The organism is Bacillus sp. iso_77, from assembly GCF_056173625.1.
This window is the reverse complement of record NZ_CM149683.1, coordinates 2,660,588-2,682,271: the sequence shown is the minus strand read 5'-3', so window position 1 is coordinate 2,682,271 and position 21,684 is coordinate 2,660,588. Positions and strand designations below refer to the sequence as shown.

Below are 21,684 nucleotides of genomic sequence, written 5' to 3'. Positions count from 1 at the left end.
AGGGGAGATGAAGACCAATGACATTATCGATTGAAAAGGGATCACCGCTTGAGCATGCAGAGAAATTAGCACAAACAATAATGAAAGCGTATACACCGATTGAACTTCCGCCAGCTGGAAGGTGGCACTATCATCAAGGGGTTTTCCTTTGCGGAGTGATGAAGCTTTACGAAGCAACAGAAAACGAGGCGTACTTTGATTATGTGAAAAATTATGCTGACTCACTCATTGATGACCATGGGAATCTGTTATTCCGCAGAGACGAGCTTGATGCCATTCAAGCAGGGCTGATTTTATTCCCGCTGATTGAAAGAACGGGAGAGAAGCGGTATGTGAAGGCAGCAGAAAAGCTTCGGGGGCTTTACCGGACGCTGAATCGCACGTCTGAGGGCGGTTTCTGGCATAAAGACAATTATGCCTATCAAATGTGGCTAGATGGTCTTTATATGGGTGGGCCTTTTGCTTTAAAGTATGCCCAGTTGACAGGAGAATCGGAGCTGGTGGACATGGTCATCCATCAAGAGCATCTCATGAGAAAGCATACCAAAGATGAAAAAACGGGCCTTTACTATCACGCATGGGATGAACGGAAAGTGATGCCATGGGCTGATCAACAGACGGGCTGTTCCCCAGAATTTTGGGCAAGATCCTTTGGCTGGTATGTCCTTGCGTTAGCCGATATGATCGAAGATTTACCAGAAGGACATGAAGGACGAAAAGTGTGGAAGGACACACTGACAGATATGCTGGAAAGTGTGGCAAAATATCAGGACGACGAGACGGGTCTATGGCATCAAATCATTGATAAAGGAAGTCATAGCGACAATTGGCTTGAAAGCTCAGGGTCATGTCTATTCATATATGCAATGGCAAAAGCCATGAATGAAGGATATGTCAGTCTTCGATATGTTGATCACGTGGTCAAAGCGTATCAAGGATTGATTCAGTATAAAACGGAGGAAAAAGACAACGGCGATTTTACGGTGAACGATATTTGTATTGGAACATCTGCGGGATTTTATGACTATTACGTTGGCAGAGAGCGGAGCACGAATGATTTGCATGGAGCAGGCGCTTTTATTATGGCGTTAACTGAACTAGAAAAGCTGTCTGTGTTTCAAAAGGTATGAGGCGGCATCAAAGGGCTGCGGCATGGTTCCTCAGCTTCATCGCTGCCTTTTATTTGTCCGCCTGTCAGGGGAAAACAGAGGGGATTGATGTCCTTATTTTTTCTGACATGTCAAAAGCAATGAAAGACCAATTAGTGGAGAAAGCTTTTCAACCAAATCAGGAGACATACGACGTTCACATCTTCCCTGCAATTCCTGAAAAACTTCTTGTTGAAATAACTGCAAAAGAGGGGGACGTGATGTTTGTCCCGGAAGAAATGTTTAGAACATATGATGATCCTGAAAGCTTTCAGCTGCTTGAAGAGATGCGGGTAGATGGCGAAGGGGCAGGACCATATACGGTGGAAGATGCAAAGACGGGAAATACAGTCGATTATGCGGTCCAAATCAAGAAAGGAACAAAGCAGCTAAATGGCTATACCTTTCGATTACACCGAGATATGGTCGCCTTCATTCCTGTGTATGCGGAGAAATCTAAAGAGGCACTGTCTCTCATGAAGCAGCTTCGTGAAAACCAATAGAAAAAGGGGTGGGGGAATGTGAAAAGGGTCGCTGTTTGCGGGCTCAGTCACCGTGCCTTCAATATGTTTATCAAACCGCTCACCGAGGATTTCAACGAGCATTACAGGATTACAGGGCTCTTAGATGTAGATGAGAAGCGATATACACTTTGTCAGGAGCGTTTTCCATCACTAAGGGGCGTCTCATTTTTTCATGAGGATGCATTTGGTCAGATGGTGAAGGAAGCAAGACCAGATATCGTCATTGTGGCGGGGCGAGATGATACACATGTCACATATATCCTGCAGGCACTGGATCATGATCTGGATGTCATAACGGAAAAGCCGATGGTCACAACAGCAAAAGACGCCAAACAGGTGATGGAAAAAGAGGCAGAAAGCAAAGGGAAGGTCACCGTCACCTTTAATTATCGCTACAATCCATTCCATCGAAAGATAAAAGAGCTCATTTTAGATGGAAAGATTGGAAGGGTCACGTCTGTTGAGTTAAGCTGGCTCATTGATACGTATCACGGAGCCAGTTATTTTAAAAGGTGGAACCGCTCGCGTCAATATTCAGGAGGTCTGTCTATTCATAAATCGACCCATCACTTTGACTTGGTCAACTGGTGGATTGATCAAAAGCCGAAGCAAGTATTTGCCTATGGCGCACTGAATTATTTTGGGGATGAAAGTCCTTGGAATCCTTTGCAGGGTGAAGAGAATCGATATTGTGGAACCTGTCATGTAAGAGATACCTGTCATTATGAAGCAAGGTGGAATCCGCGGGTAGAGCGCACAAAGGTGGAGGATGACCATATAGAATCAGGTGAGCAGCAGTCAAAGCAATACTCAAATTATCGCCCGGATGCCTGTATTTTTGATCAAGAAATTGATATTGAGGATACGTATGTGGCGTCAGTGGCTTATGATCAGGGGGCTTTGTTAAGTTACTCGATTCAATTTTCAGCGCCATATGAAGGCTACCGGCTTGCGATTAACGGGACGAAGGGACGGATTGAAACAAATGAGTTTCATGTGCCATCGAGAATCCCTTTTCAATTCCCTGAACAGACAATTGCATACTACCCGATGTTTGGTGGAAAAGAAACGATTGAAGTTGTGAAGCAATCAGGGGGGCATGGAGGCGGAGATCCGCTATTATTAGCAGATTTATTTTTAGGAAAAGATCCGCTCATTCCTTATGACATTTCGGCAGGAGCAGAGGCGGGGGCTTATTCCATTGCACTTGGCGAAGGCATGTGGCGCTCAGTTGCAGAAAAACGCCCGATTGAAATAGAAGAATTGTTTCAAAAAGAGACGGTGTAACGAGAAAGAGAGGAGGGAAGAGAGATGGATCATGATGGATCAATGAGCAGAATGCTGCGCATGTGTGAGTGGGTGATGAGACTCGCCTATACGAATTTGTTATGGCTTTTGTTCACTTTACTTGGGCTTGGAATCTTTGGCTTCATGCCTGCAACAACAGCGTTATTTTCTGTGATGAGAAAGTGGATACAAGGGCATGAGCAAGTCAGCGTCTTTCAAACCTTTTGGAAAGTATACCGCGAAGAATTTGTACGCTCTAATGTCATTGGAGTGGTGCTGGTCATCATAGGGACAATTATTTATGTAGACCTTGCTTATATTTATCCAACGAGTTGGTTTTTACACGTGCTTCGCTTTGCGATCTATATCTTTGGTTTTCTGTTTATTGTCAGCTTGTTTTATATCTTTCCGCTGCTGGCTCATTATGATTGGAAAAAGCGTCTTTATTTGAAATTTTCCCTTCTGCTTGGCATCTCGTATTTGCAATATACGCTCTCTATGCTCGTTTTCTCGGCTGTTCTCTTTATCTTATTTGCTTATTTGCCAGGGATCGTGCCGTTTTTTAGCATCAGCATTCTCGCATATGGCCACATGTGGCTGGCCTATCAAGTGTTTAAAAAGATAGAGTTTGAAAGCGAGCAGCCGGCAGTTGATGTGAAGAAACGATTCCCGTCTTTCCTTCAATCCAAGCGGGTGAATACGCAGTGATGTGTATGATTTGCTATAATGGTGTCACCGTGAATAAAAGGAGAGATGAGAGTCGTGTCAGTAAAAGAAATTTCAATAGAAGAATTAAAGCAAAAGCTAGAGCAAGAAGAAGCCATTCAACTCGTCGATGTGCGTGAGGATGAAGAGGTAGCAGAAGGCATGATTCCAGAGGCAGTCCATATTCGAATGGGCGATATTCCTGAGAAGCTAGATGCGTTTGATAAGACGCAAGAGTATTATATTATTTGCCGTTCTGGTAAACGCAGTGAGAATGTCTGCTATTTCTTAGAAGACCAAGGTTATCAAGCAATCAATGTCGTTGGCGGCATGCTTGCATGGACAGGAGAAACAAAACCGAAGCTGTAAAAAGAAGTCCTTTCATCGACAAGATGGAAGGCTTTTTTTTGTTCATATGTCCGTCTCTATTTGCATAAAAATAGAGTAGCAAGAGAAGGGAGAGTGGCATATGTGCTGAAGGTAGCTGTATTTGATGAAGAACACGAGAAAGATTTGCAAAGCGAAATCAATCTTTTTTTAAAAGGAATGGACGACGACCAAATTATTGACATCAAATACAATGTGGCGGTGATCTGTGAGCAAGGAGGAGAGCAGCTCTACTGTTTTTCAGCGCTCATTTTATATAAAAAATAAAAGGACCTGCTGAAGGGTCCTTTTGACATGATCAACTAGCGTCAATATGTAAACGATGCTTTTTGCAGTGAACGCATTGAAAGAGGTAGCCTTGCAAGTCTCCTCCGTTCACGAGCCATTGTTTCAGGTTCTCTTTTGTGAAATGTCCACCACTGCAAATCTCTTCAATATCCTCTGAGAGTTCTTCCTCTAAATGCTCAATCTCTTTCCATCCAACATACTGCACAATCGCGCAAAAATCCCCGCAATGGCTTAACCAATATTCCTGCTGCCATCCGCGGTAACCAGGCGTTCTGTAGATCAGTTCATCTATATATTCTTCATGATCGACGTCATCACAACTCACATCGTCTTGAAACATTCCATTATATGTTTGAGCAGCTGATCCATCTTTAATGCACCAAGGACAAATGCCAGAAACGTCTTCAACAGAATAAAAAGGACCATGATATACATAATCTCGTTCTTTCTCACAAACGGGGCATATCGTCTGCTCTTTTTTAATTACATGTAATGAAACTGGGTCTGGGTTGTACTTGAACGTAGGTAACGTCATATAAACCTCCATTATGTAGAAAAGTGATGATTCAACACTATTTTATCGGAATACGCGATGTCATGACAATCTTCAATTATTTCAACGAGAAAAAAAGCCGTTCGGATGAGGAACGACTTTTCTCTTGTGATGATTATGCTTTTTTTACTCTTGGACTTCTTGGTTTATTGTACTTATTTGCTTGTTTAATCGCTCTTCGTTCTTCATTTAATGACTTGTACAGTGAAACAATCATTAAAATGATGACAACAGAGAACGGCAAAGCAGCAAGTTTGGCTGTGTTTTGCAAGGCTTCAAGACCGCCTGAAAATAAGAGCACTGCCGCAACTGCGGACTGGATAATACCCCAGCTGATCTTTACACTATTCGCTGGATTTAATGATCCATAGGTTGTCTGCATTCCGAGAACGAATGTAGCTGAGTCTGCTGATGTGATAAAGAATACCGCAATTAAAATAAGAGCTAGAATCGATGTGATCATTGCCAGCGGATATTCATTTAGTACACCAAAAAGCATGGTTTCCGTAGAAAGGCCTGCAACATCGACAATATTCTTTTGCTGTAAGTCCATCGCAGAAACACCGAAAATAGAGAACCAAAGAAATACAAGGATAGATGGAGCAACTAACACACCAACTAAAAACTCTCGAATGGTTCGTCCACGTGATACACGTGCAATAAAGATCCCGACAAATGGTGCCCAAGAGATCCACCATGCCCAATAAAAGATCGTCCATCCGTTAATCCATTCTCTCTTTTCAGGGTCATTTGGAGATAAGCGAAAGCTCATTTGAACGATGTTGGATAAGTATTGTCCAATAGAGTCAGTAAATGAATTTAAAATATAAACTGTTGGACCTACCAAAAGTAAGAAAAACATCAGAACAGCTGCTAATACCATGTTGATATTACTTAAATATTTAATCCCTTTACCAATACCGCTAAGAGCAGATGCAAGGAAGAGCACCGTCACAATGATGATAATAATCAATTGTGTGCTAAAGGCATTTGGAATGTTAAATAGATAATCCAATCCGCCATTGATTTGTGCTGCGCCTAATCCTAAGCTCGTTGCAACACCAACAACTGTCGCAAACACAGCAATACAATCGATGGTTTTTCCGATCCATCCGTGCGTTTTATCTCCTAAAACTGGCTGCAGTGTTGCACTGATTAAGCCAGGCGCATCTTTTCTAAATTTAAAGTATGCAATGCAAAGCGCAACAATGGCATAGATCGCCCATGCATGAAGTCCCCAGTGGAAAAAAGTATAGCGAAGGGAATCACGGAAGGCTTGTGCAGTTTCAGTGTCACCCGTTGGTGATTGAATCGCATAATGACTGATCGGTTCAGCTGCTCCGTAAAAAACAAGCCCAATACCCATTCCAGCACTAAATAGCATGGCAAACCAAGAAAAAAGACCAAATTCAGGCTCTTCACCTGGCTTTCCTAACGTAATTTTTCCGATAGGGCTAAAGATAAAGAATAGACAAAAGCCGACTAGAAGCGATACGACTAATAAATAATACCAGCCAAAGTCATTTGTAATGTATGTTTGAATTTGATCTGTCACATTTTGCAGTGATTCTGGAGAAAAGGCTCCCCATAGAACGGCAATAAATGTGATTGCAATCACAATCCAAAATACACTTGATACGTTTTTCACACCATCTCACTCTCCTGTTGTTCTACACGTTTAAGCAGAGGATTTTGTTTAATATCCCCTGTCTCAACTATTTTCAAACAAAAAGAGGCGAGTTTCTCACTCGACCTCTATTTTACCGTAACATGTTTTGCTTCCATTTATCAACCATCGATATGTGAAGATGACTTTTCTTCAATTCGTTTGCGCAGACGGTAGACATATTCTTTTAAACAAACTGCGAAAATCGTAAACGCTAAAATAATGGCGATTTTTAACGGGGTAATGGACAGCTTCATAAAGAAAGCGGCTGTCAAACTAATGACAACTGCAAGGACAATCGGAAGTGCGCGTCTAATCATTGAAATCTCTCCTTTAGTTCTAGTGCGGCATTCATGCCAGCTAACCTGCCTGTCACAAGTGCTGACGTAATATTGTAACCGCCTGTGTAACCGTGAATATCTAAAATTTCTCCGCAGAAATAAAGACCGGCCATTTTTTTGGATGCCATTTTCTTCGGTTCAATTTCTTTGACAGAAACGCCGCCACCTGTAACAAAGGCTTTATCTAAAGAAAGCGTCCCATTTGCATGGACGATGAAATGTTTACAATCATGAGCAAAAGCGCGCAGTTTATCTTTAGCGAGACCAGAAAATGTCTCCTGCGGATCAATGCCATTTCGTTCTAAAAGGAACAATAAATAGCGCTCTTGCATCCAAGATTTCAGGACATTTTTAATGGCTTTTTTTGGTTCATCTTTTAGATCGCGATGAAGCTTTTGGAATAGCTCCTCGTCATTGAGCTTTGGGTATAAGTCAATTTGAAGACGGACGGCCGGCTGCTTTTTCAGTTCTTTCACAACAAATCCGCTGCATCTCAGAACGGCAGGACCTGATAAGCCAAAGTGTGTAAAGATCATATCCATGACATGAGTGACGACGGGTTTTCCTTTTTTATTTAAAACACTCACGGCAACACTTCTTAATGAAAGACCTTGAAGCACTTTGTCCTTAATAAAACGCTCGTCTGACGTGACGGGTACTTCGGTTGGGAAGAGCTCTGTAATGGTATGACCAGCGGCTTCTGCCCATGCATAGCCATCGCCAGTAGAGCCTGTATGCGGCACACTTTTCCCGCCAACAGCAATGACAACGGCATGACTTGAAATTTTTTCATCATTATTTGTAACAATTCCAGCTGCTTGTCCGTCTTGATACAGAACGGTTTTAATCTTTTCATTCGTTCGAATGGTCACATTGAGCACGCGGAGCCTATCTAATAGGGCATCCACAACAGATTGTGCTTTGTTTGAGACAGGGAACATACGTCCATGGTCTTCTTCTTTTAGTTCAATACCTAGATTTTCAAAGAACGAAATAATATCCTCGTTATTGAACTCAGAAAATGCACTATATAGAAAACGGCCGTTTCCGGGAATATGCTTGATGATTTCTTCTACTGGAAGGCGATTGGTCACATTGCAGCGTCCACCGCCAGAAATGGCGAGCTTTCTGCCAAGTTTGTTTCCTTTGTCAATTAACAGAACCGATGCACCGTGTTCTGCCGATGCAATCGCGGCCATCAGTCCAGAAGGTCCACCGCCAATGACAATGACATCATAATGTTTCATGTTACATTCCTCTTTCTACTTTCAGTCATTTCTCTATTATAACGAAGATTGGGGAAGGCTGAAATATGAATTGATTGGTTTTGTGACTTCTGTATTGGATTTGTTACCTGTGCGATGAAATGATGTGTTAAAATAGTTAAGTTGAATATTCATTAGAAAAATGGTGGTTAAGCGCATGTCTAATAAACTGCTTCGTGGTACGTTGGTTTTAACGATAGGGACTTATCTCTCTCGTATTCTTGGTATGATTTACTTAATTCCATTTAGCGCAATGGTCGGAGCGACTGGTGGTGCGCTATTCCAATATGGATACAATCAGTATACGATCTTTTTAAGTATTGCTACGCTCGGTTTTCCAACAGCGGTATCGAAATTCGTCTCTAAATATAATGCAATCGGCGATTATGAGACAACAAGAAAAATGTTCAGGGCGGGTATGTCGGTCATGCTTGTCACCGGTATTATCGCCTTTTCTATTTTATATTTGACCGCACCGATCTTTGCCAAGATTCAGCTTGGAGGATCGAATGAAACGGGCGGTTTGACGGTCGATCAAGTGGTTTATGTGATTCGGATGGTCAGTTTGGGTCTATTGGTTGTACCCATTATGAGTCTTGTGCGAGGGTTTTTCCAAGGGCACTCGATGATGGGCCCGACAGCTGTTTCCCAAGTCATCGAACAACTTGTCAGAATCATCTTCCTATTAACAGCGACGTTTATCATTTTAAAAGTGCTTGACGGCGGTCTTGTTATTGCGGTTGGTTATGCCACATTTGCCGCACTCATTGGTGCGTTTGGCGGTCTATTTACGCTTTATTTATATTGGCTGAAGCGGAAAGATCGGCTTTTGGCAATGCAGCCGAATACAGGGGACTATTCTGGATTATCTTATAAGCAAATGTTTACAGAGCTGTTCAGTTATGCAGCACCCTATGTGTTTGTTGGGCTTGCCATTCCGATTTATTCTTATATTGATACAAATACAATTAACAGAGCGATGATTGCATCAGGACATCAGGATATTAGTACAGCGGTTCTGTCTATTGTGACGTTATATTTACCGAAGCTTGTCATGATTCCTGTGTCACTTGCAACTGCATTTGGTTTAACATTGATTCCTACCATAACGGAATCCTTTACAGCGCGAAATTACAAGCTGCTGAATCGACAAATTGATCAAACGATGCAGGTCATTTTATTCTTCGTTCTGCCTGCTTCATTTGGTATTTCGGCATTGGCTGGACCAGTTTATTGGTTTTTCTATCCGTCTGTGCATCCTGAGATTGGGGCTTCTATTTTGTTTTGGTATGCACCTGTTGCGTTACTGTTTTCTTTATTCACCATTAACGCAGCGATTTTACAAGGGATTAACAAACAAAAATTTGCGATCGTCAGTCTTTTGTTAGGGATTATCATTAAAACGGTTCTCAATATCCCGCTGATTAGCTGGCTGCAAGGAAACGGTTCTGTGCTTGCAACGGCATTAGGCTACAGTGCCTCGATTTTGTATATGTTCATCATGATCAAGCGCCATGCAGGCTATTCGTTCCGCAGGATTTTCAAACGGTTTATTTTAATTGGTATTTTAACGGCAATCATGGCTGTAGTGGCTTATGTGACATGTCAGCTTGTGAGTCAAGTCATTTCATATGAAGGCGGAATCATACAAGCGGGTATTGTTATTTTGATTTCAATGATCACTGGCGGCGGTGTGTATATGTTCTTATCTTATAAAGTTGGATTGTTAGAGCGTGTACTTGGCAGCCGGATGCCATCATTTTTAAGAAAAAAGAGTTAAGAAGAGGTGGAGAAGCATGAGGCTTGATAAATTGCTGGCCAATACCGGCTTTGGTTCAAGGAAAGATGTAAAGAAGCTGGTCAAGGCCCGGGCTGTCACAGTGAATGGAGAAGTGGCGAAGCAGGTGAAAGATCATGTCGATCCAACAAATGATGAAGTGCTCGTGCATGGAGAGCGTGTAGAGTATAAAGAATTCATTTATCTCATGATGAACAAGCCAGACGGTGTCATTTCAGCAACGGAGGATCTGCGAGATGAGACGGTTGTTGATTTACTAGAGCCAGAGGATATTGCAAGGGAGCCATTCCCTGTGGGGAGACTGGATAAGGATACAGTCGGTCTCCTCCTCCTTACAAATGACGGCCAGCTTGCTCATCAATTGTTATCTCCGAAAAAGCATGTCCCGAAAACGTATGAAGTTCATCTAAAATACCCGCTTGGAGATCAAGACATCACTCGTCTTGAAGAGGGAGTTGTTATTTTAGACGACTACCGAACGAAGCCAGCGAAGGTTGAAGTAGATGCCAACCAAGAGGCAGATACACGAATCCGTTTAACGATTACTGAAGGGAAGTACCATCAAGTGAAGCTGATGGCACAAGCAGTGGGCAATGAAGTGATCTTTTTAAAACGACTCTCGATGGGAGCTGTTTCATTAGACGAAGATTTGGCGCCAGGAGAATATCGTGAATTGACGGAGGAAGAGTTAGACAGTTTAATCAATCGTGATTAATATAGAGAAAAAGAAAAGAACCGGCATATCGCCGGTTCTTTTTGTTATATGGAAGTTCATTATTCGCTTATGATGATATTTTTACTTTTTTTCTCGTTGTTTCCCATTTGCCTCTGCTTGGACTATGAACAAGATCGTTATAGGCAAGCACGTTTAAGTCTCTTTGGATGGTTCTAGGTGTGATCCCGAATTCATCAACCAGCTCTTGTGTCGTCACAAGACCTTTCTCTTGAATGAACATATAAACTGATTTTATTCGAGTCATCATACGGTTTGTTGAAGGTTTCAAAAAACCACTCCCTATCAATAAGATCGGATGGACTTGACTAACCACAACTTACTACACTAAAACTGCGACATAAGGACATGCAACAATGGTAAATGTTCGTGTTTCTTAATGTTTTATTCTATTATACACGTTATTATGCATCTAGTTCCACCAAAAAGTCAACTTTACGTGTTTTTAAACTTGTCTTCATGAATGAAATTATGGTATATATCATGATTTGAATCCGTTTACAACCCAATAAACACAAGGTGTATAAAGAAAATTGCCACTTAAGAAAGAGCAAAAAATAAACACAGAAAATTTACAAAATAAAAAATCATTCATACAAAAAAGACACATTCAAATGAGAAATGTGTCTTTTTATTTTGGTTATCCTTCTAAGAAAAAGAGCTGCACGAAAAATAAGACGGCGAAAATGAGTACAAGAATATGCACTTCTTTCCATTTTCCTTTTGCCAGCTTCACAAGTGGATATGAAATAAATCCTAGTGAAATTCCTGTAGAGATGCTAGATGTCAGCGGCATGGAAAGAATCACAAGAAAAGCAGGAAATGCTTCGTCAAGCTCATTCCAGCGAATACGTGACACTGAATTCATCATCAAACAGCCGACAATGATTAAGACAGGTGAAGTGATGGACGGCAAAGACGAAATGGCTTGAACGAGTGGACCAAAAAACAAAGCCACAATAAACAATGCAGCAACGGTTAAAGAGGTCAGTCCAGTTCTTCCGCCAGCAGCCACTCCTGATGAGGATTCAATGTAAGCTGTGGTTGGGCTTGTTCCAAACATTGAGCCAATTGTCGTTGCAGCAGAGTCAGCAAGTAAGGCTCTGCGTACTTTTGGGAGCTGACCATTTTTCATTAAACCTGCTTGTTCCGCAACCCCGATCATTGTTCCTGTTGTATCAAAAATCGTCACAAGTAAAAAGGAGAAGACAACAGCATACAAGTGATGGGAAAATACATCGCCAAACGCAGCGAATGGATTTGTAATCAGCATTCCTTCAGGCAGTGCTGGGGTATCCACTAGCACTTTAGGAAAATGAAGCTGACCTGTTGCAAGTGCAATTAACGTGGTTGCTAACATGCCGATAAACAGCGCTCCATTCACTTGAAGAACCATTAATATGACAGAAATCATTAAACCAACGAGTGTCAAAATGACAACAGGTGAGCTTAAATTGCCAAGTTTCACAAGATTTTGTGGATCAGCAGTGATGATTCCAGACTGTCTTAGCCCAATGAATGCAATAAATAGTCCGATACCTGCTGTAATTCCGTACTTTAAATTATCTGGAATCGCCTCAATGAGTTGTTTTCTAAGGGATGTTAACGATAAAATAATAAAGAGTATTCCAGCAACAAATACCGCACTAAATGCTGTTTGATAGCTGAGACCTCCACCACCGACAACAGTGACGGTGAAATAGACATTCAGCCCCATACCTGGTGCAATGGCAATCGGATAGTTTGCAAAGAGTGCCATCCAGAGGGTACCGACAACAGCAGCGATAATGGTTGCAGTAAAGACTTGGTCAAAAGGAATGCCTGCATCTGAAAGGATTCCTGGATTGACGGCTACAATATATACCATCGTAAAGAATGTCGTCATACCAGCGAGTAATTCTTTCTTTATGTTGGTTTGGTTCTCTTTTAACTGAAACATAAAATCCTCCATTTACGAACATTATTACAAAACACTTAATATAATATTCGTTTTAAGGGTGGATTGCAACCTTTTTTCAAGGAGGAATGGAAAAATGAATTGGGAAGCAGAAGTCATACGAAAAAAAGGCAGTTTGATTCAGGATACACAATCTTTTTTACAAATTGAAAGTGTCTTGGATGAAGAAGGCGGCACAGTAGGAAAACCGTTCGGTGAAAAAGTGGATGAGGCTCTTCAGTATATGCTCAAAAAAGGGCAGGACGAGGGCTTCAAAGTGAAAAATGTTGATGGTTATGCTGGTCATATTGAATATGGAGAAGGCGAAGATATCGTCGGTGTGCTATGCCATGTGGATGTCGTGCCTGCGGGAGACGACTGGACAACCCCGCCATTTTCAGCGGACATAAGAGAAAATAAAATCTTTGCAAGAGGAGCCATTGATGATAAAGGGCCGACCATGGCGGCGTTTTACGCATTGAAAATGTTAAAAGATGCCGGTCTACCGCTGTCGAAAAAGATTCGAATCATCATTGGCACAGATGAAGAAAGCGATTGGAGATGCGTCGATCACTATTTCAAGCATGAGGCGATGCCGCAAATTGGGTTTGCGCCAGATGCTGATTTTCCAATTATTCATGCTGAAAAAGGGATCATAGATGCCATCGTATCCTTTACATACGAACAATCAGAAGAAAACAAGCGTTACATCCTCAAGCAATTCACATCAGGCATGCGTCTTAATATGGTCCCAGATGAGGCTCGCGCGATTGTGGCAGCAGCAAATGATCACGATGCTGAATCCTTAAAAACGGCTTTTGCAGCCTATCTTGCGGAAAATCAGTTAACCGGTGAGACAAATCATACAGCAGATGGACTGACATTCACATTAAAAGGTGTATCAGTTCATGCAATGGAGCCGGCGAATGGCACAAATGCGGGCATTCATATGGCGAATTTCTTATGTGCGCATGAATTAGATGAAAGAGGGCTCGCTTTTACATCACAAATAAATGCTTTATTTGATCAAGACACAAGAGGACAAAAACTCGGCATCGCTTGTAAAGATGATATTAGTGGTGACTTGACCTTGAATGTTGGCACAATCCGCTATTCGCAAAACGAAGAAGCGAAGCTTGGGCTGAATGTCCGCTATCCCGTAACAGCGGACGGTGAGGAAGTCAAAAAAGGGATTGAACGAATAAAAGGGGCAGCGATTGAGAAATTTGATGACAGTCCTCCTCATCACGTCTCAAAAGACCATCCACTTGTGAAAACATTACAGCGTGTCTACGAAGAACAAACAGGAGATCCTGCCCATCTTATTGCGATTGGGGGAGGAACGTATGCAAGGTCATTAGAAGCAGGCGTTGCCTTTGGCCCTCTATTCCCTGGAAGACCTGATTGCGCACACCAAAAGGATGAATATATCGAAATCGATGATTTACTACGAGCAACTGCGCTATATGCACAAGCCATGTATGAATTGGCGAAGTAAGAAAGAAAAAGAGAAGAGGGGATTCACCGTGAAAAAAATGTTCTTATGCTCTTCATTCAAAGACAGCTATTCTCTCTTGTCTGACTTTGCAGGCGACACCTTAAAAGGAAAAAGTGTGACATTCATTCCGGCAGCCAGTGAAGTGGAAGAAGTCACGCACTATGTCGATGCAGCAAAAGAAGCCTTTCATCAATTAGAAATGCGTGTAGAGACTGTTCAGCTGACCGGGCAAACGGTTCAGGAGATCACACAGATCATTGGAAAGAATGATGTCATGTATGTATCTGGCGGCAATACCTTTTATTTGCTGCAAGAATTAAGAAAGCACGGGCTCGATCGTGTATTGAAAGAAGAGATCGGCAAAGGCAAGCTGTATATCGGAGAATCCGCGGGGAGTATTATCATGGCGCCAAGCATTGAATACATCTCACTGATGGATGATCAGGAGAAAGCGCTAGAGTTATCTTCCTTTGAAGGATTCAATGAGATCAGCAGCTATCCGGTACCGCATATAAACAATCCTTATTTAGGTGAAGCCGCGCAGCATATCATAGAGAAAGATCAAAATACGCTCTCTTTATGCCCGCTCACTGATGAACAAGTTTTACTTGTGACAGGCGAACAGACTGAGGTCAAGACGGTCTGAGTTGTTCCTTTCAGCGTGTAGACAAACCCTCGCATTCTTTGTCAGTCCTGCGCTCTGGTGCTCACGAATGTCAAATTCGCTCCGCGCCAGTACTCGTCCTTCCTAGGGCTGCAAAGGTTTTCTATCACGCTGAAAAGAAGACAAAGGGCTAAAATAAAGTTCATTTTAGCCCTTTGTCAACAATCTGAAAGGAACAGGAGCATATGCCCTGTTCCTTTTTTAATCTTGAAACACATCACTTGATAAATAGCGTTCACCCGTGTCTGCTGTCATACAAATGACAATGTGATCCTTTGGCATTTGCTTGGCTGCTTCAATGGCTGCATAGCATGCTGCGCCAGATGATGGACCGACTAAAATACCTTCAAGACGGGCGAGCTTTCGTGTGATGTCGTAAGCATCTTCATCACTCACTTGCACAATCTCATCATACACCTGTTCGTTTAAAATATGTGGGATAAATCCTGGACTTGTGCCAACAAGCTTATGTTTGCCAGGTTTCCCGCCTGATAAAACAGGTGACCCCTTTGGCTCTGCCACATGTATCGTCAATTCCGGGAATGCTTTTTTGAGTTCCTCTCCAGTGCCTGTAATGGTTCCGCCAGTTCCAGCAGTTGCGACAAAAGCGGCAAGCGGCTGCCCAATCTGTTGCACTGCATCAATAATTTCTACAGCCGTTGTCCCTCTATGAGCATCGGGGTTCGCACCATTGTCAAATTGCATGGGAATAAAGCTGTTAGGAATTTGAGCAGCTAATTCTTCTGCCTTGCGAATACAGCCTGGCATTTTTTCCTCCCCCGGGGTTAAGACGACCTGTGCGCCGTATGCCTTTAAAATATTGATTCTTTCTTGGGTCATCGTATCAGGCATGATCAGAATGGCTTTGTAGCCTCTTGCAGCAGCGTTCATCGCTAAGCCAATTCCTGTATTCCCGCTTGTTGGTTCAATAATCGTTGCCCCTTTTGTGAGCTTTCCTTGTTTTTCTGCCTCAAGGATCATATTGTAAGCAGCCCGATCTTTTACACTTCCGCTAGGATTAAATGATTCCAGTTTTAAATAAATAGCAGCGCCATGTTCTGGCTGAAGGCGCTGTAATTTTACAAGTGGTGTATGACCTATTAATTCAGCTATATTTTGTGCAACCTTCATCATGTGACACCCTTTCTTCTCATTCCGCATTACTTTAGTTATACTATCATCAATGGGGATTCGTAAAGTTTGTTAAAAAGGACAGGTGAAAATATGGCCGAAAGCCGTCATTATTTTATCGGGATTCCAATCCCTGAACAACTCGCGTATCAAATGAAAGCGGATATAGACAAGAGGAGCGGACTTTCCTTTCAAAAATGGACAGCACCCATTGATTATCATGTCACCCTTGTGTTTTTAGGTGCGATTCCAGAGGACCGTTTAAATAAGATTTCTGAGCTACTTGCACAGCTGTCTCCTGAGGTGTCTGCTTTCCCGCTGAAGCTGAATGAAGTAGGGATATTTGGCCAAAAGGAGCGGCCGAGAGTCTTTTTTGCAAAGCCTAGTGAAAGTAAGCCTTTGATGGATCTAAGAGAAAAAGTGAAAGCAGCCGTTTTGACAGCAGGTCATCCTGTCGAAAAGAGACCCTTTCATCCACATATGACGATTGCGCGCAAATGGAATAGGGAACAGTCCTATATAGAACAAGCACCCTTACGGAAAGTACCATATTCGATGGAGGTTTCTAGTATCGCTTTATTTGAAATCCGTCTAAAAGAAACCCCGCGTTATCACGCGATCAAACAATTTACACTACATAAATGATTCTAGAGGTTGGAGTGAGCAGCAGATGGCGCAAATTATTAAAATCCAAGATTATATATCACGATATGAACAAGACCCGCATCATTACATCAATCAGTTTATTCGGTTGAAAAAACAAAGATGGGACGAGTTAAAAAAGGCTTCCAAAGAGCAGGTGCAAAAGCAGGCTGACCAAGCCATCGAGCAAGCACCTGAACAAGAGGAAGAAAAGAGAAAGAAATTCTCCTTAAAAAGAAAGCAAAAAGAAGCCGATATGAAAAAGGAACGGGACCTGAGTCTTTTTAACGAGCCAACAGATATAGAACAAGGTGTCTTTACAAACGTTCCTACCGATGAAACGAAGCTGATTCACTTTTTTAAAGATCATCTTTACGATGTTCAGTTAAAATGGGCCAGCTCGACGATCTCTCATATTTCAACTGTCTCCCATCACATTCGCTATGATGAAAAGCTGCGGATGCTTGCAAGGCAGCTGCCAGATTCTTATTTTGTGATGTACAAGCCGGTGCTGCTCATTCAAAAAGCTGAGATGGAATTGTGTCCAGTGCTCATTACACCGCTTGAAGTCATCTGTTTATCTTTCTTAGAAGCAGAGCCAGACAGCGTATATATTGGGTCGAAGGAACGTTTTTGGGAAAAGCGGGCGACGGGAAAAGCTGTTCAATCCGTTTTAAACCCTTGTGCAAGCCTTCTTCGCTCTGGAACTGTTGTGTCAAAAATTTTACAGCAAAGTGGTGTAGAGCTTCCTGTGAAAAAAATCCTCATCAGCCGCACCTCGTATATTGATTTGCCCGAAGTTCCATTCGGGATGGAGGTTGTCGATAAGAAGAAAGCGGAGGATTGGTTTGACAAGCAGCGGAAAAACACGGCGCCGACAAAGCACCAGCAATTCAAAGCGACAAAGGCATTGCTCGCTTATGGTGAATCAGACAGCAAGAGAAGGCAGGAATGGCTCGATTAAAGGCATATCAAGGTCACCAAAAAATGAGACCTGAGTGGAGCTAATATATGAATGAATGGTACTTTATCGTCAATCCAGCAGCAGGACAAGGAAAAGGACTCCGCACTTGGAGAAGCATAGAGAAAGAATTACAAAAGGTAGAGATCTCATACAGATCGTTTCTTACCCAGCATGAAGGACATGCCGAAGTTTTGGCGAGACAGATTAGCGCTATGCAAGACGACAGATTGAAACGGCTGATCGTCATTGGCGGTGACGGCACATTTCATGAAGTACTGAATGGTTTGAAAGAAATTGATCATGTGCAGCTAAGCTTTGTCCCAGCAGGTCATTGGAATGATGCTGCGAAGGGGCTGAGCATCCAGCGTCATGATGTGATCAAAGAAGTGAGAAAACAAAAGAGGATGCTGACGAAAACATTTTCTCTCGGCTCCTTTCAAGATCATGCAGAAAGTCCGCAATCTGTTCTTTTTCTCAATCATATTGGTGTTGGTTTTGATGCGCATGTCTTGAAGAGAACGGTCCATTTTAGAGGGAAAAAGTGGCTCAACCGACTCAAACTCGGATTTATCATCTACCCGCTGTCCTTTCTACATTCGTTATGGTCTTTCAAACCGTTTGACCTTGCTCTTTTTATTGAAAATGAGAGAAAAGTTTTTCGCCAAGTGTGGTTTGTGATCGTATGTAATCACCCATATTATGGAGGCGGGCTGGAAGCAGCGCCGGAAGCAAGTGCGAGGCAATCAGGATTTCAAACAATCGTTGTCACGGATTTGAATCCATTGAAAGTCCTCTTATTTTTAAGTGCAATGGTTTTTAAAAAGCACCTTGTAATGGAGGGAGTCACCCTTTTTCAGCATGAAGAAGCCTACTTGGAGGCAGATGAAAAAATCCTATTTCACGCCGATGGAGAAGTGATTGGCGCCACTCCAGTGTTTGTTAAGGCTAGTGAGCGATCGTTAAAATTACGTGGTTAAGAAGCAGCCAGTGTGCGCACGAGCAAAAGAAACATGAAAAAAGACTTCCCTTTTCATAAGGTTCTTGTCCTGTTTTTCTAGTTTTGCTTGACGAGTATAAGAAGGTAGCGATAAAATCTATAGGACGGCTATTGTTTAGCATCTCATTCTCAATAGCTGTCCTTTTTGTTTTTATGATCATATAAATAAAAAATAAACAGCCAATTGATCTCAATCGGCTGAATTTTGTCGACTAAAAAAGCATGATTTAAAATATTTTAAGAAATGATGGGTTGAAAATTGATATGAACTGGTTGGGACAAATATTAGGTAGCGAATGGCACATCTCTCCTGCTGGAGGCGCTACGGGAGATGCGTACTTCGCAACACACAATGACCAAAAGCTATTTTTAAAACGCAATACGTCACCGTTTCTTGCGGTTTTGTCAGCTGAAGGCATTGTGCCGAAGCTTGTCTGGACAAAACGGATGGAAAATGGGGATGTCATTACTGCGCAGCACTGGCTGAGCGGCAGAGAGCTGAAGCCAAAGGACATGAATGACCGTCCTGTAGCGGAGCAGCTAAGAAAAATTCATACATCAAAAGAGCTGCTCGATATGCTGAAACGATTAGAAAAGCACTCGCTTGACCCGGCATCGATCTTGATGCATCTCAAGGCATCGATCTTAAAAGAGCAGATTGACTCACATGATATCACGCGCGCCATCCAGTATTTAGAGAAACATGTGGAGGCAGTTCATTTCGAGGATAAGGTCGTATGCCATTGTGACCTCAACCATAATAATTGGCTGCTGACAGATGAAAACCAGCTCTATTTAATTGATTGGGACGGGGCAATGATTGCGGATCCAGCGATTGATCTTGGACCGCTCTTATACCATTATGTTGAAGAAGAGAACTGGGAAAGCTGGCTCTCTATGTATGGTGCTCCGCTGACCGACAACTTGCGAAAACGCATGGCATGGTATGTGCTGGCTGAAACCGTCTCGTTTGTCGTTTGGCATAAAAGAAAAGGAAATGAAAAGGCGCAAAAAGAAGTGCAAGCCGAGCTACATGCACTCTTAAAACGGTTAAACATCCATTAAGACAGTGGAATGTTCTCGACCCATTCAGATAAATGCGATTGATGCGCTTCGATATGTGCATCAATTGAACTGACAGAGGTACCTTTTTGGCTGTAATCATAAATATCTGTTAGTAGCTGACGAACGTCAGCATCCAAATCTTCTTTTTCCAGCATTAATTGAATCACGCGTCCCACCTGTTCATATTCTGCAACAGTCCCGCAGCAATCCAGCTGGTGATCAGTTAAAATATCTTTGATTAATTGAAGCTGATGTTGGCGGTTTAATCCCATACGTATGCTCCTTTCAGGGCGTGTCATTTATGTGGTTAAACTGTGCATTCAGCTTTGATTTTATACATGAAGCAGACCAGCCCAATTAGCAGCTGGTCTTTTTCATATGTGCGGATAAGATGCTGTCTTGCGGCTCTTTATGTTTCATGGTATCTTGATAAAATGTAAAGAAAATAGAGGTGTATCAAATTGAGAATGCGACATAAACCATGGGCGGATGATTACTTAGCTGAAAATGCTCATATTGCTTTAGCCAACCCTGAACAATACAAAGGGAAATGGCATGAGCTGTTTGGAAATGATCATCCAATCCATATCGAAGTCGGTACAGGAAAAGGGAGTTTTATTGCCGGAATGGGCAAGCTTCATCCTGAGATAAACTATATCGGCATTGAATTATTTAAAAGTGTCATTGTGACGGCAGTCGATAAAATCAAAGAAACAGATGTAGAAAACGTAAAGCTTCTAAACATCAACGCAGAGACACTGACAGATGTCTTTGCGGAAAATGAGATTGACCGGGTGTATTTGAACTTCTCTGATCCGTGGCCAAAATCAAGGCATGAAAAACGTAGGTTGACGTTTAAAGCCTTTTTAAAGCGATATGAACAGATCCTCCGTCCCGGCGGTGAATTACATTTCAAAACCGATAACCGCGGACTATTTGAATATTCCTTGAAAAGTTTTTCGTCTTACGGACTCCTTTTAACATATGTGAGCCTTGATTTACATGAGGATGGTCTCGAAGGAAATGTCATGACAGAATATGAAGAGAAATTCTCTTCCATGGGACAACCGATCTATCGATCAGAAGTAAAATTTCCTGAATAACAAGCGAACAAAGCTGGCTGCAACGAACGATTGCGGTCAGCTTTTTTTGATAAAAGATTAGCACATGCGATTTTCCTTTGTATTTGCTACGATAGAAAAAGGAGGGATGACAGCAATGGAGACAATGAAAATAGGTGAAATGGAACTGTTCTGGTTAAATGGGGGAGATACACACATGGATGGCGGTGCCATGTTTGGCGTGGTGCCAAAGCCATTATGGTCAAAAAAATACCCTGTGAATGATCGAAATCAAATTGAATTACGGTGTGATCCAATGCTCATACGGTGGAACGGTCTTCATCTGTTAGTAGATTCCGGCATCGGGTCAGGGAAGCTGACAGAGAAACAAAAACGCAATTATGGAGTCACAGAGGAAACGAAAATAGAAGAATCACTTGCGGCTCTCGGTTTGCGCCCATCTGATATAGATTACGTCTTAATGACTCATTTGCATTTTGATCATGCAAGCGGGCTGACAAAACGTGAAGGCGATAAGCTTGTGTCTGTTTTTCAGCAAGCAAAAATCATCACGTCCAAAATTGAATGGGACGAAATGAGAGCACCGAACATCCGCTCAAGAAATACATATTGGAAAGAAAACTGGGAGCCTGTTGCCGATCAAGTCATGACATTTGAAGATAGCATCGAAGTAACAGAAGGCATTCGCCTGCATCATACAGGTGGACATAGCAATGGGCATAGCATCTTAACGCTCACAAGTCAGGGAGAAACAGCTATTCATTTAGCGGATATCATGCCGACACACGCTCATAAAAACCCGCTTTGGGTCTTGGCATACGATGATTATCCAATGACCTCGATCCCAGCGAAACAAAAATGGCAGGCATTTGCCGAAGAAAACAATGCATGGTACTTGTTTTATCATGATGCCATCTACCGTGCTGTCAAGTGGGATGAAGACGGAACAATGACCCATGAGGTCAAAAGAGAAACCGGAAGATAAAAGATCATCTGTATGTTTTTGCGCC

Annotated in this window: 24 protein-coding genes; 16 read left to right on the top strand and 8 right to left on the bottom strand. The window is 42.3% G+C overall.

Features of this window, described 5'->3' with window-relative positions; translation table 11 throughout:
* Window positions 1-17: 17 nt before the first annotated feature.
* From AC0VYC_RS13730 to AC0VYC_RS13705, 6 genes are all read left to right on the top strand, one after another.
* Window positions 18-1,130: a glycoside hydrolase family 88/105 protein gene (locus AC0VYC_RS13730; RefSeq protein WP_039168377.1), complete on the top strand. Its 1,113-nt coding sequence runs from the start codon at window positions 18-20 to the stop codon at window positions 1,128-1,130.
* On the top strand, window positions 1,127-1,651 hold the full coding sequence (locus AC0VYC_RS13725; RefSeq protein WP_159159901.1) for a lipoprotein YteS: 525 nt from the start codon (window positions 1,127-1,129) through the stop codon (window positions 1,649-1,651). The genes AC0VYC_RS13730 and AC0VYC_RS13725 overlap by 4 nt, the downstream gene beginning before the upstream one ends.
* An 18-nt stretch (window positions 1,652-1,669) precedes the next feature.
* Window positions 1,670-2,959 carry a Gfo/Idh/MocA family oxidoreductase gene (locus tag AC0VYC_RS13720; RefSeq protein WP_335350663.1) on the top strand — a complete coding sequence of 430 codons (1,290 nt, stop codon included), beginning with the start codon at window positions 1,670-1,672 and terminating at the stop codon, window positions 2,957-2,959.
* A 24-nt stretch (window positions 2,960-2,983) separates the two neighbouring features.
* Window positions 2,984-3,667, top strand: coding sequence for a YesL family protein (locus tag AC0VYC_RS13715; RefSeq protein WP_007501858.1), 684 nt, complete (start codon window positions 2,984-2,986; stop codon window positions 3,665-3,667).
* 54 nt (window positions 3,668-3,721) lie between these two features.
* Window positions 3,722-4,033: a rhodanese-like domain-containing protein gene (locus AC0VYC_RS13710; protein ID WP_475388679.1), complete on the top strand. Its 312-nt coding sequence runs from the start codon at window positions 3,722-3,724 to the stop codon at window positions 4,031-4,033.
* Between the two features lie 102 nt (window positions 4,034-4,135).
* The gene (locus tag AC0VYC_RS13705; protein ID WP_003217582.1) at window positions 4,136-4,318 is read left to right on the top strand and encodes a sporulation protein Cse60; all 183 of its coding nucleotides are present in this window, start codon (window positions 4,136-4,138) and stop codon (window positions 4,316-4,318) included.
* Window positions 4,319-4,349: 31 nt separating this feature from the next.
* On the opposite strand, the gene AC0VYC_RS13700 is transcribed toward AC0VYC_RS13705, so the two are convergent.
* The 4 genes from AC0VYC_RS13700 to AC0VYC_RS13685 all read right to left on the bottom strand — a co-directional run bounded on the left by AC0VYC_RS13700 (window position 4,350) and on the right by AC0VYC_RS13685 (window position 8,146).
* Complete coding sequence (locus AC0VYC_RS13700) at window positions 4,350-4,874, bottom strand: CbrC family protein (protein ID WP_017358334.1); 525 nt, start codon at window positions 4,872-4,874, stop codon at window positions 4,350-4,352.
* Window positions 4,875-5,007: 133 nt separating this feature from the next.
* Window positions 5,008-6,540 carry a glycine betaine transporter OpuD gene (gene opuD / locus AC0VYC_RS13695; protein WP_017358333.1) on the bottom strand — a complete coding sequence of 511 codons (1,533 nt, stop codon included), beginning with the start codon at window positions 6,538-6,540 and terminating at the stop codon, window positions 5,008-5,010.
* Between the two features lie 140 nt (window positions 6,541-6,680).
* Entirely contained in the window at window positions 6,681-6,878 is a 198-nt protein-coding gene (locus AC0VYC_RS13690; protein WP_008343027.1) for a hypothetical protein, read from the bottom strand.
* Window positions 6,875-8,146, bottom strand: a complete 1,272-nt coding sequence (locus tag AC0VYC_RS13685) for a BaiN/RdsA family NAD(P)/FAD-dependent oxidoreductase (RefSeq protein ID WP_058337262.1) — start codon at window positions 8,144-8,146, stop codon at window positions 6,875-6,877. Before AC0VYC_RS13685 ends, AC0VYC_RS13690 begins: the two co-directional genes overlap by 4 nt.
* A 175-nt stretch (window positions 8,147-8,321) precedes the next feature.
* On the opposite strand from AC0VYC_RS13685, the gene AC0VYC_RS13680 reads away from it, so the two are divergent.
* Window positions 8,322-9,944, top strand: coding sequence for a putative polysaccharide biosynthesis protein (locus tag AC0VYC_RS13680; protein WP_203143547.1), 1,623 nt, complete (start codon window positions 8,322-8,324; stop codon window positions 9,942-9,944).
* Window positions 9,945-9,960: 16 nt separating this feature from the next.
* A complete protein-coding gene (locus AC0VYC_RS13675; protein WP_017367874.1) occupies window positions 9,961-10,677 on the top strand; it encodes a pseudouridine synthase in 717 nt (238 codons plus the stop codon).
* Between the two features lie 67 nt (window positions 10,678-10,744).
* Here AC0VYC_RS13675 and AC0VYC_RS13670 read toward each other — a convergent pair whose 3' ends face one another.
* Complete coding sequence (locus AC0VYC_RS13670; RefSeq protein ID WP_008356419.1) at window positions 10,745-10,966, bottom strand: DeoR family transcriptional regulator; 222 nt, start codon at window positions 10,964-10,966, stop codon at window positions 10,745-10,747.
* 369 nt (window positions 10,967-11,335) lie between these two features.
* Complete coding sequence (locus AC0VYC_RS13665; RefSeq protein ID WP_017358329.1) at window positions 11,336-12,634, bottom strand: NCS2 family permease; 1,299 nt, start codon at window positions 12,632-12,634, stop codon at window positions 11,336-11,338.
* A gap of 94 nt (window positions 12,635-12,728) precedes the next feature.
* Between AC0VYC_RS13665 and pepV the strand changes: the two genes are divergently transcribed.
* Both pepV and AC0VYC_RS13655 read left to right on the top strand, forming a co-directional pair.
* Window positions 12,729-14,129, top strand: a complete 1,401-nt coding sequence (gene pepV, locus AC0VYC_RS13660) for a dipeptidase PepV (RefSeq protein WP_475388677.1) — start codon at window positions 12,729-12,731, stop codon at window positions 14,127-14,129.
* Between the two features lie 28 nt (window positions 14,130-14,157).
* The gene (locus AC0VYC_RS13655) at window positions 14,158-14,775 is read left to right on the top strand and encodes a Type 1 glutamine amidotransferase-like domain-containing protein (protein WP_024719292.1); all 618 of its coding nucleotides are present in this window, start codon (window positions 14,158-14,160) and stop codon (window positions 14,773-14,775) included.
* A 219-nt stretch (window positions 14,776-14,994) separates the two neighbouring features.
* Here AC0VYC_RS13655 and cysK read toward each other — a convergent pair whose 3' ends face one another.
* Window positions 14,995-15,924 (bottom strand): cysteine synthase A, encoded by a 930-nt coding sequence (gene cysK / locus AC0VYC_RS13650; RefSeq protein WP_024719291.1) that lies wholly within the window; start codon window positions 15,922-15,924, stop codon window positions 14,995-14,997.
* A gap of 93 nt (window positions 15,925-16,017) precedes the next feature.
* Here cysK and thpR point away from each other — a divergent pair, with 93 nt between their 5' ends.
* From thpR to AC0VYC_RS13630, 4 genes are all read left to right on the top strand, one after another.
* On the top strand, window positions 16,018-16,569 hold the full coding sequence (thpR, locus tag AC0VYC_RS13645; protein ID WP_342468106.1) for an RNA 2',3'-cyclic phosphodiesterase: 552 nt from the start codon (window positions 16,018-16,020) through the stop codon (window positions 16,567-16,569).
* 25 nt (window positions 16,570-16,594) lie between these two features.
* Complete coding sequence (locus tag AC0VYC_RS13640) at window positions 16,595-17,530, top strand: hypothetical protein (protein WP_039168403.1); 936 nt, start codon at window positions 16,595-16,597, stop codon at window positions 17,528-17,530.
* A gap of 47 nt (window positions 17,531-17,577) precedes the next feature.
* On the top strand, window positions 17,578-18,507 hold the full coding sequence (locus AC0VYC_RS13635) for a YegS/Rv2252/BmrU family lipid kinase (RefSeq protein ID WP_475388675.1): 930 nt from the start codon (window positions 17,578-17,580) through the stop codon (window positions 18,505-18,507).
* 284 nt (window positions 18,508-18,791) lie between these two features.
* Window positions 18,792-19,592, top strand: a complete 801-nt coding sequence (locus AC0VYC_RS13630) for a phosphotransferase family protein (protein ID WP_025207816.1) — start codon at window positions 18,792-18,794, stop codon at window positions 19,590-19,592.
* Here AC0VYC_RS13630 and AC0VYC_RS13625 read toward each other — a convergent pair.
* Entirely contained in the window at window positions 19,589-19,864 is a 276-nt protein-coding gene (locus AC0VYC_RS13625; protein ID WP_475388673.1) for a YtzH-like family protein, read from the bottom strand. The genes AC0VYC_RS13630 and AC0VYC_RS13625 overlap by 4 nt on opposite strands.
* Window positions 19,865-20,053: 189 nt before the next feature.
* Between AC0VYC_RS13625 and trmB the strand changes: the two genes are divergently transcribed.
* Window positions 20,054-20,695, top strand: a complete 642-nt coding sequence (gene trmB / locus AC0VYC_RS13620; protein WP_025207815.1) for a tRNA (guanosine(46)-N7)-methyltransferase TrmB — start codon at window positions 20,054-20,056, stop codon at window positions 20,693-20,695.
* Window positions 20,696-20,810: 115 nt separating this feature from the next.
* Window positions 20,811-21,659, top strand: coding sequence for a YtnP family quorum-quenching lactonase (locus tag AC0VYC_RS13615; RefSeq protein ID WP_475388672.1), 849 nt, complete (start codon window positions 20,811-20,813; stop codon window positions 21,657-21,659).
* Window positions 21,660-21,684 lie beyond the last annotated feature (25 nt).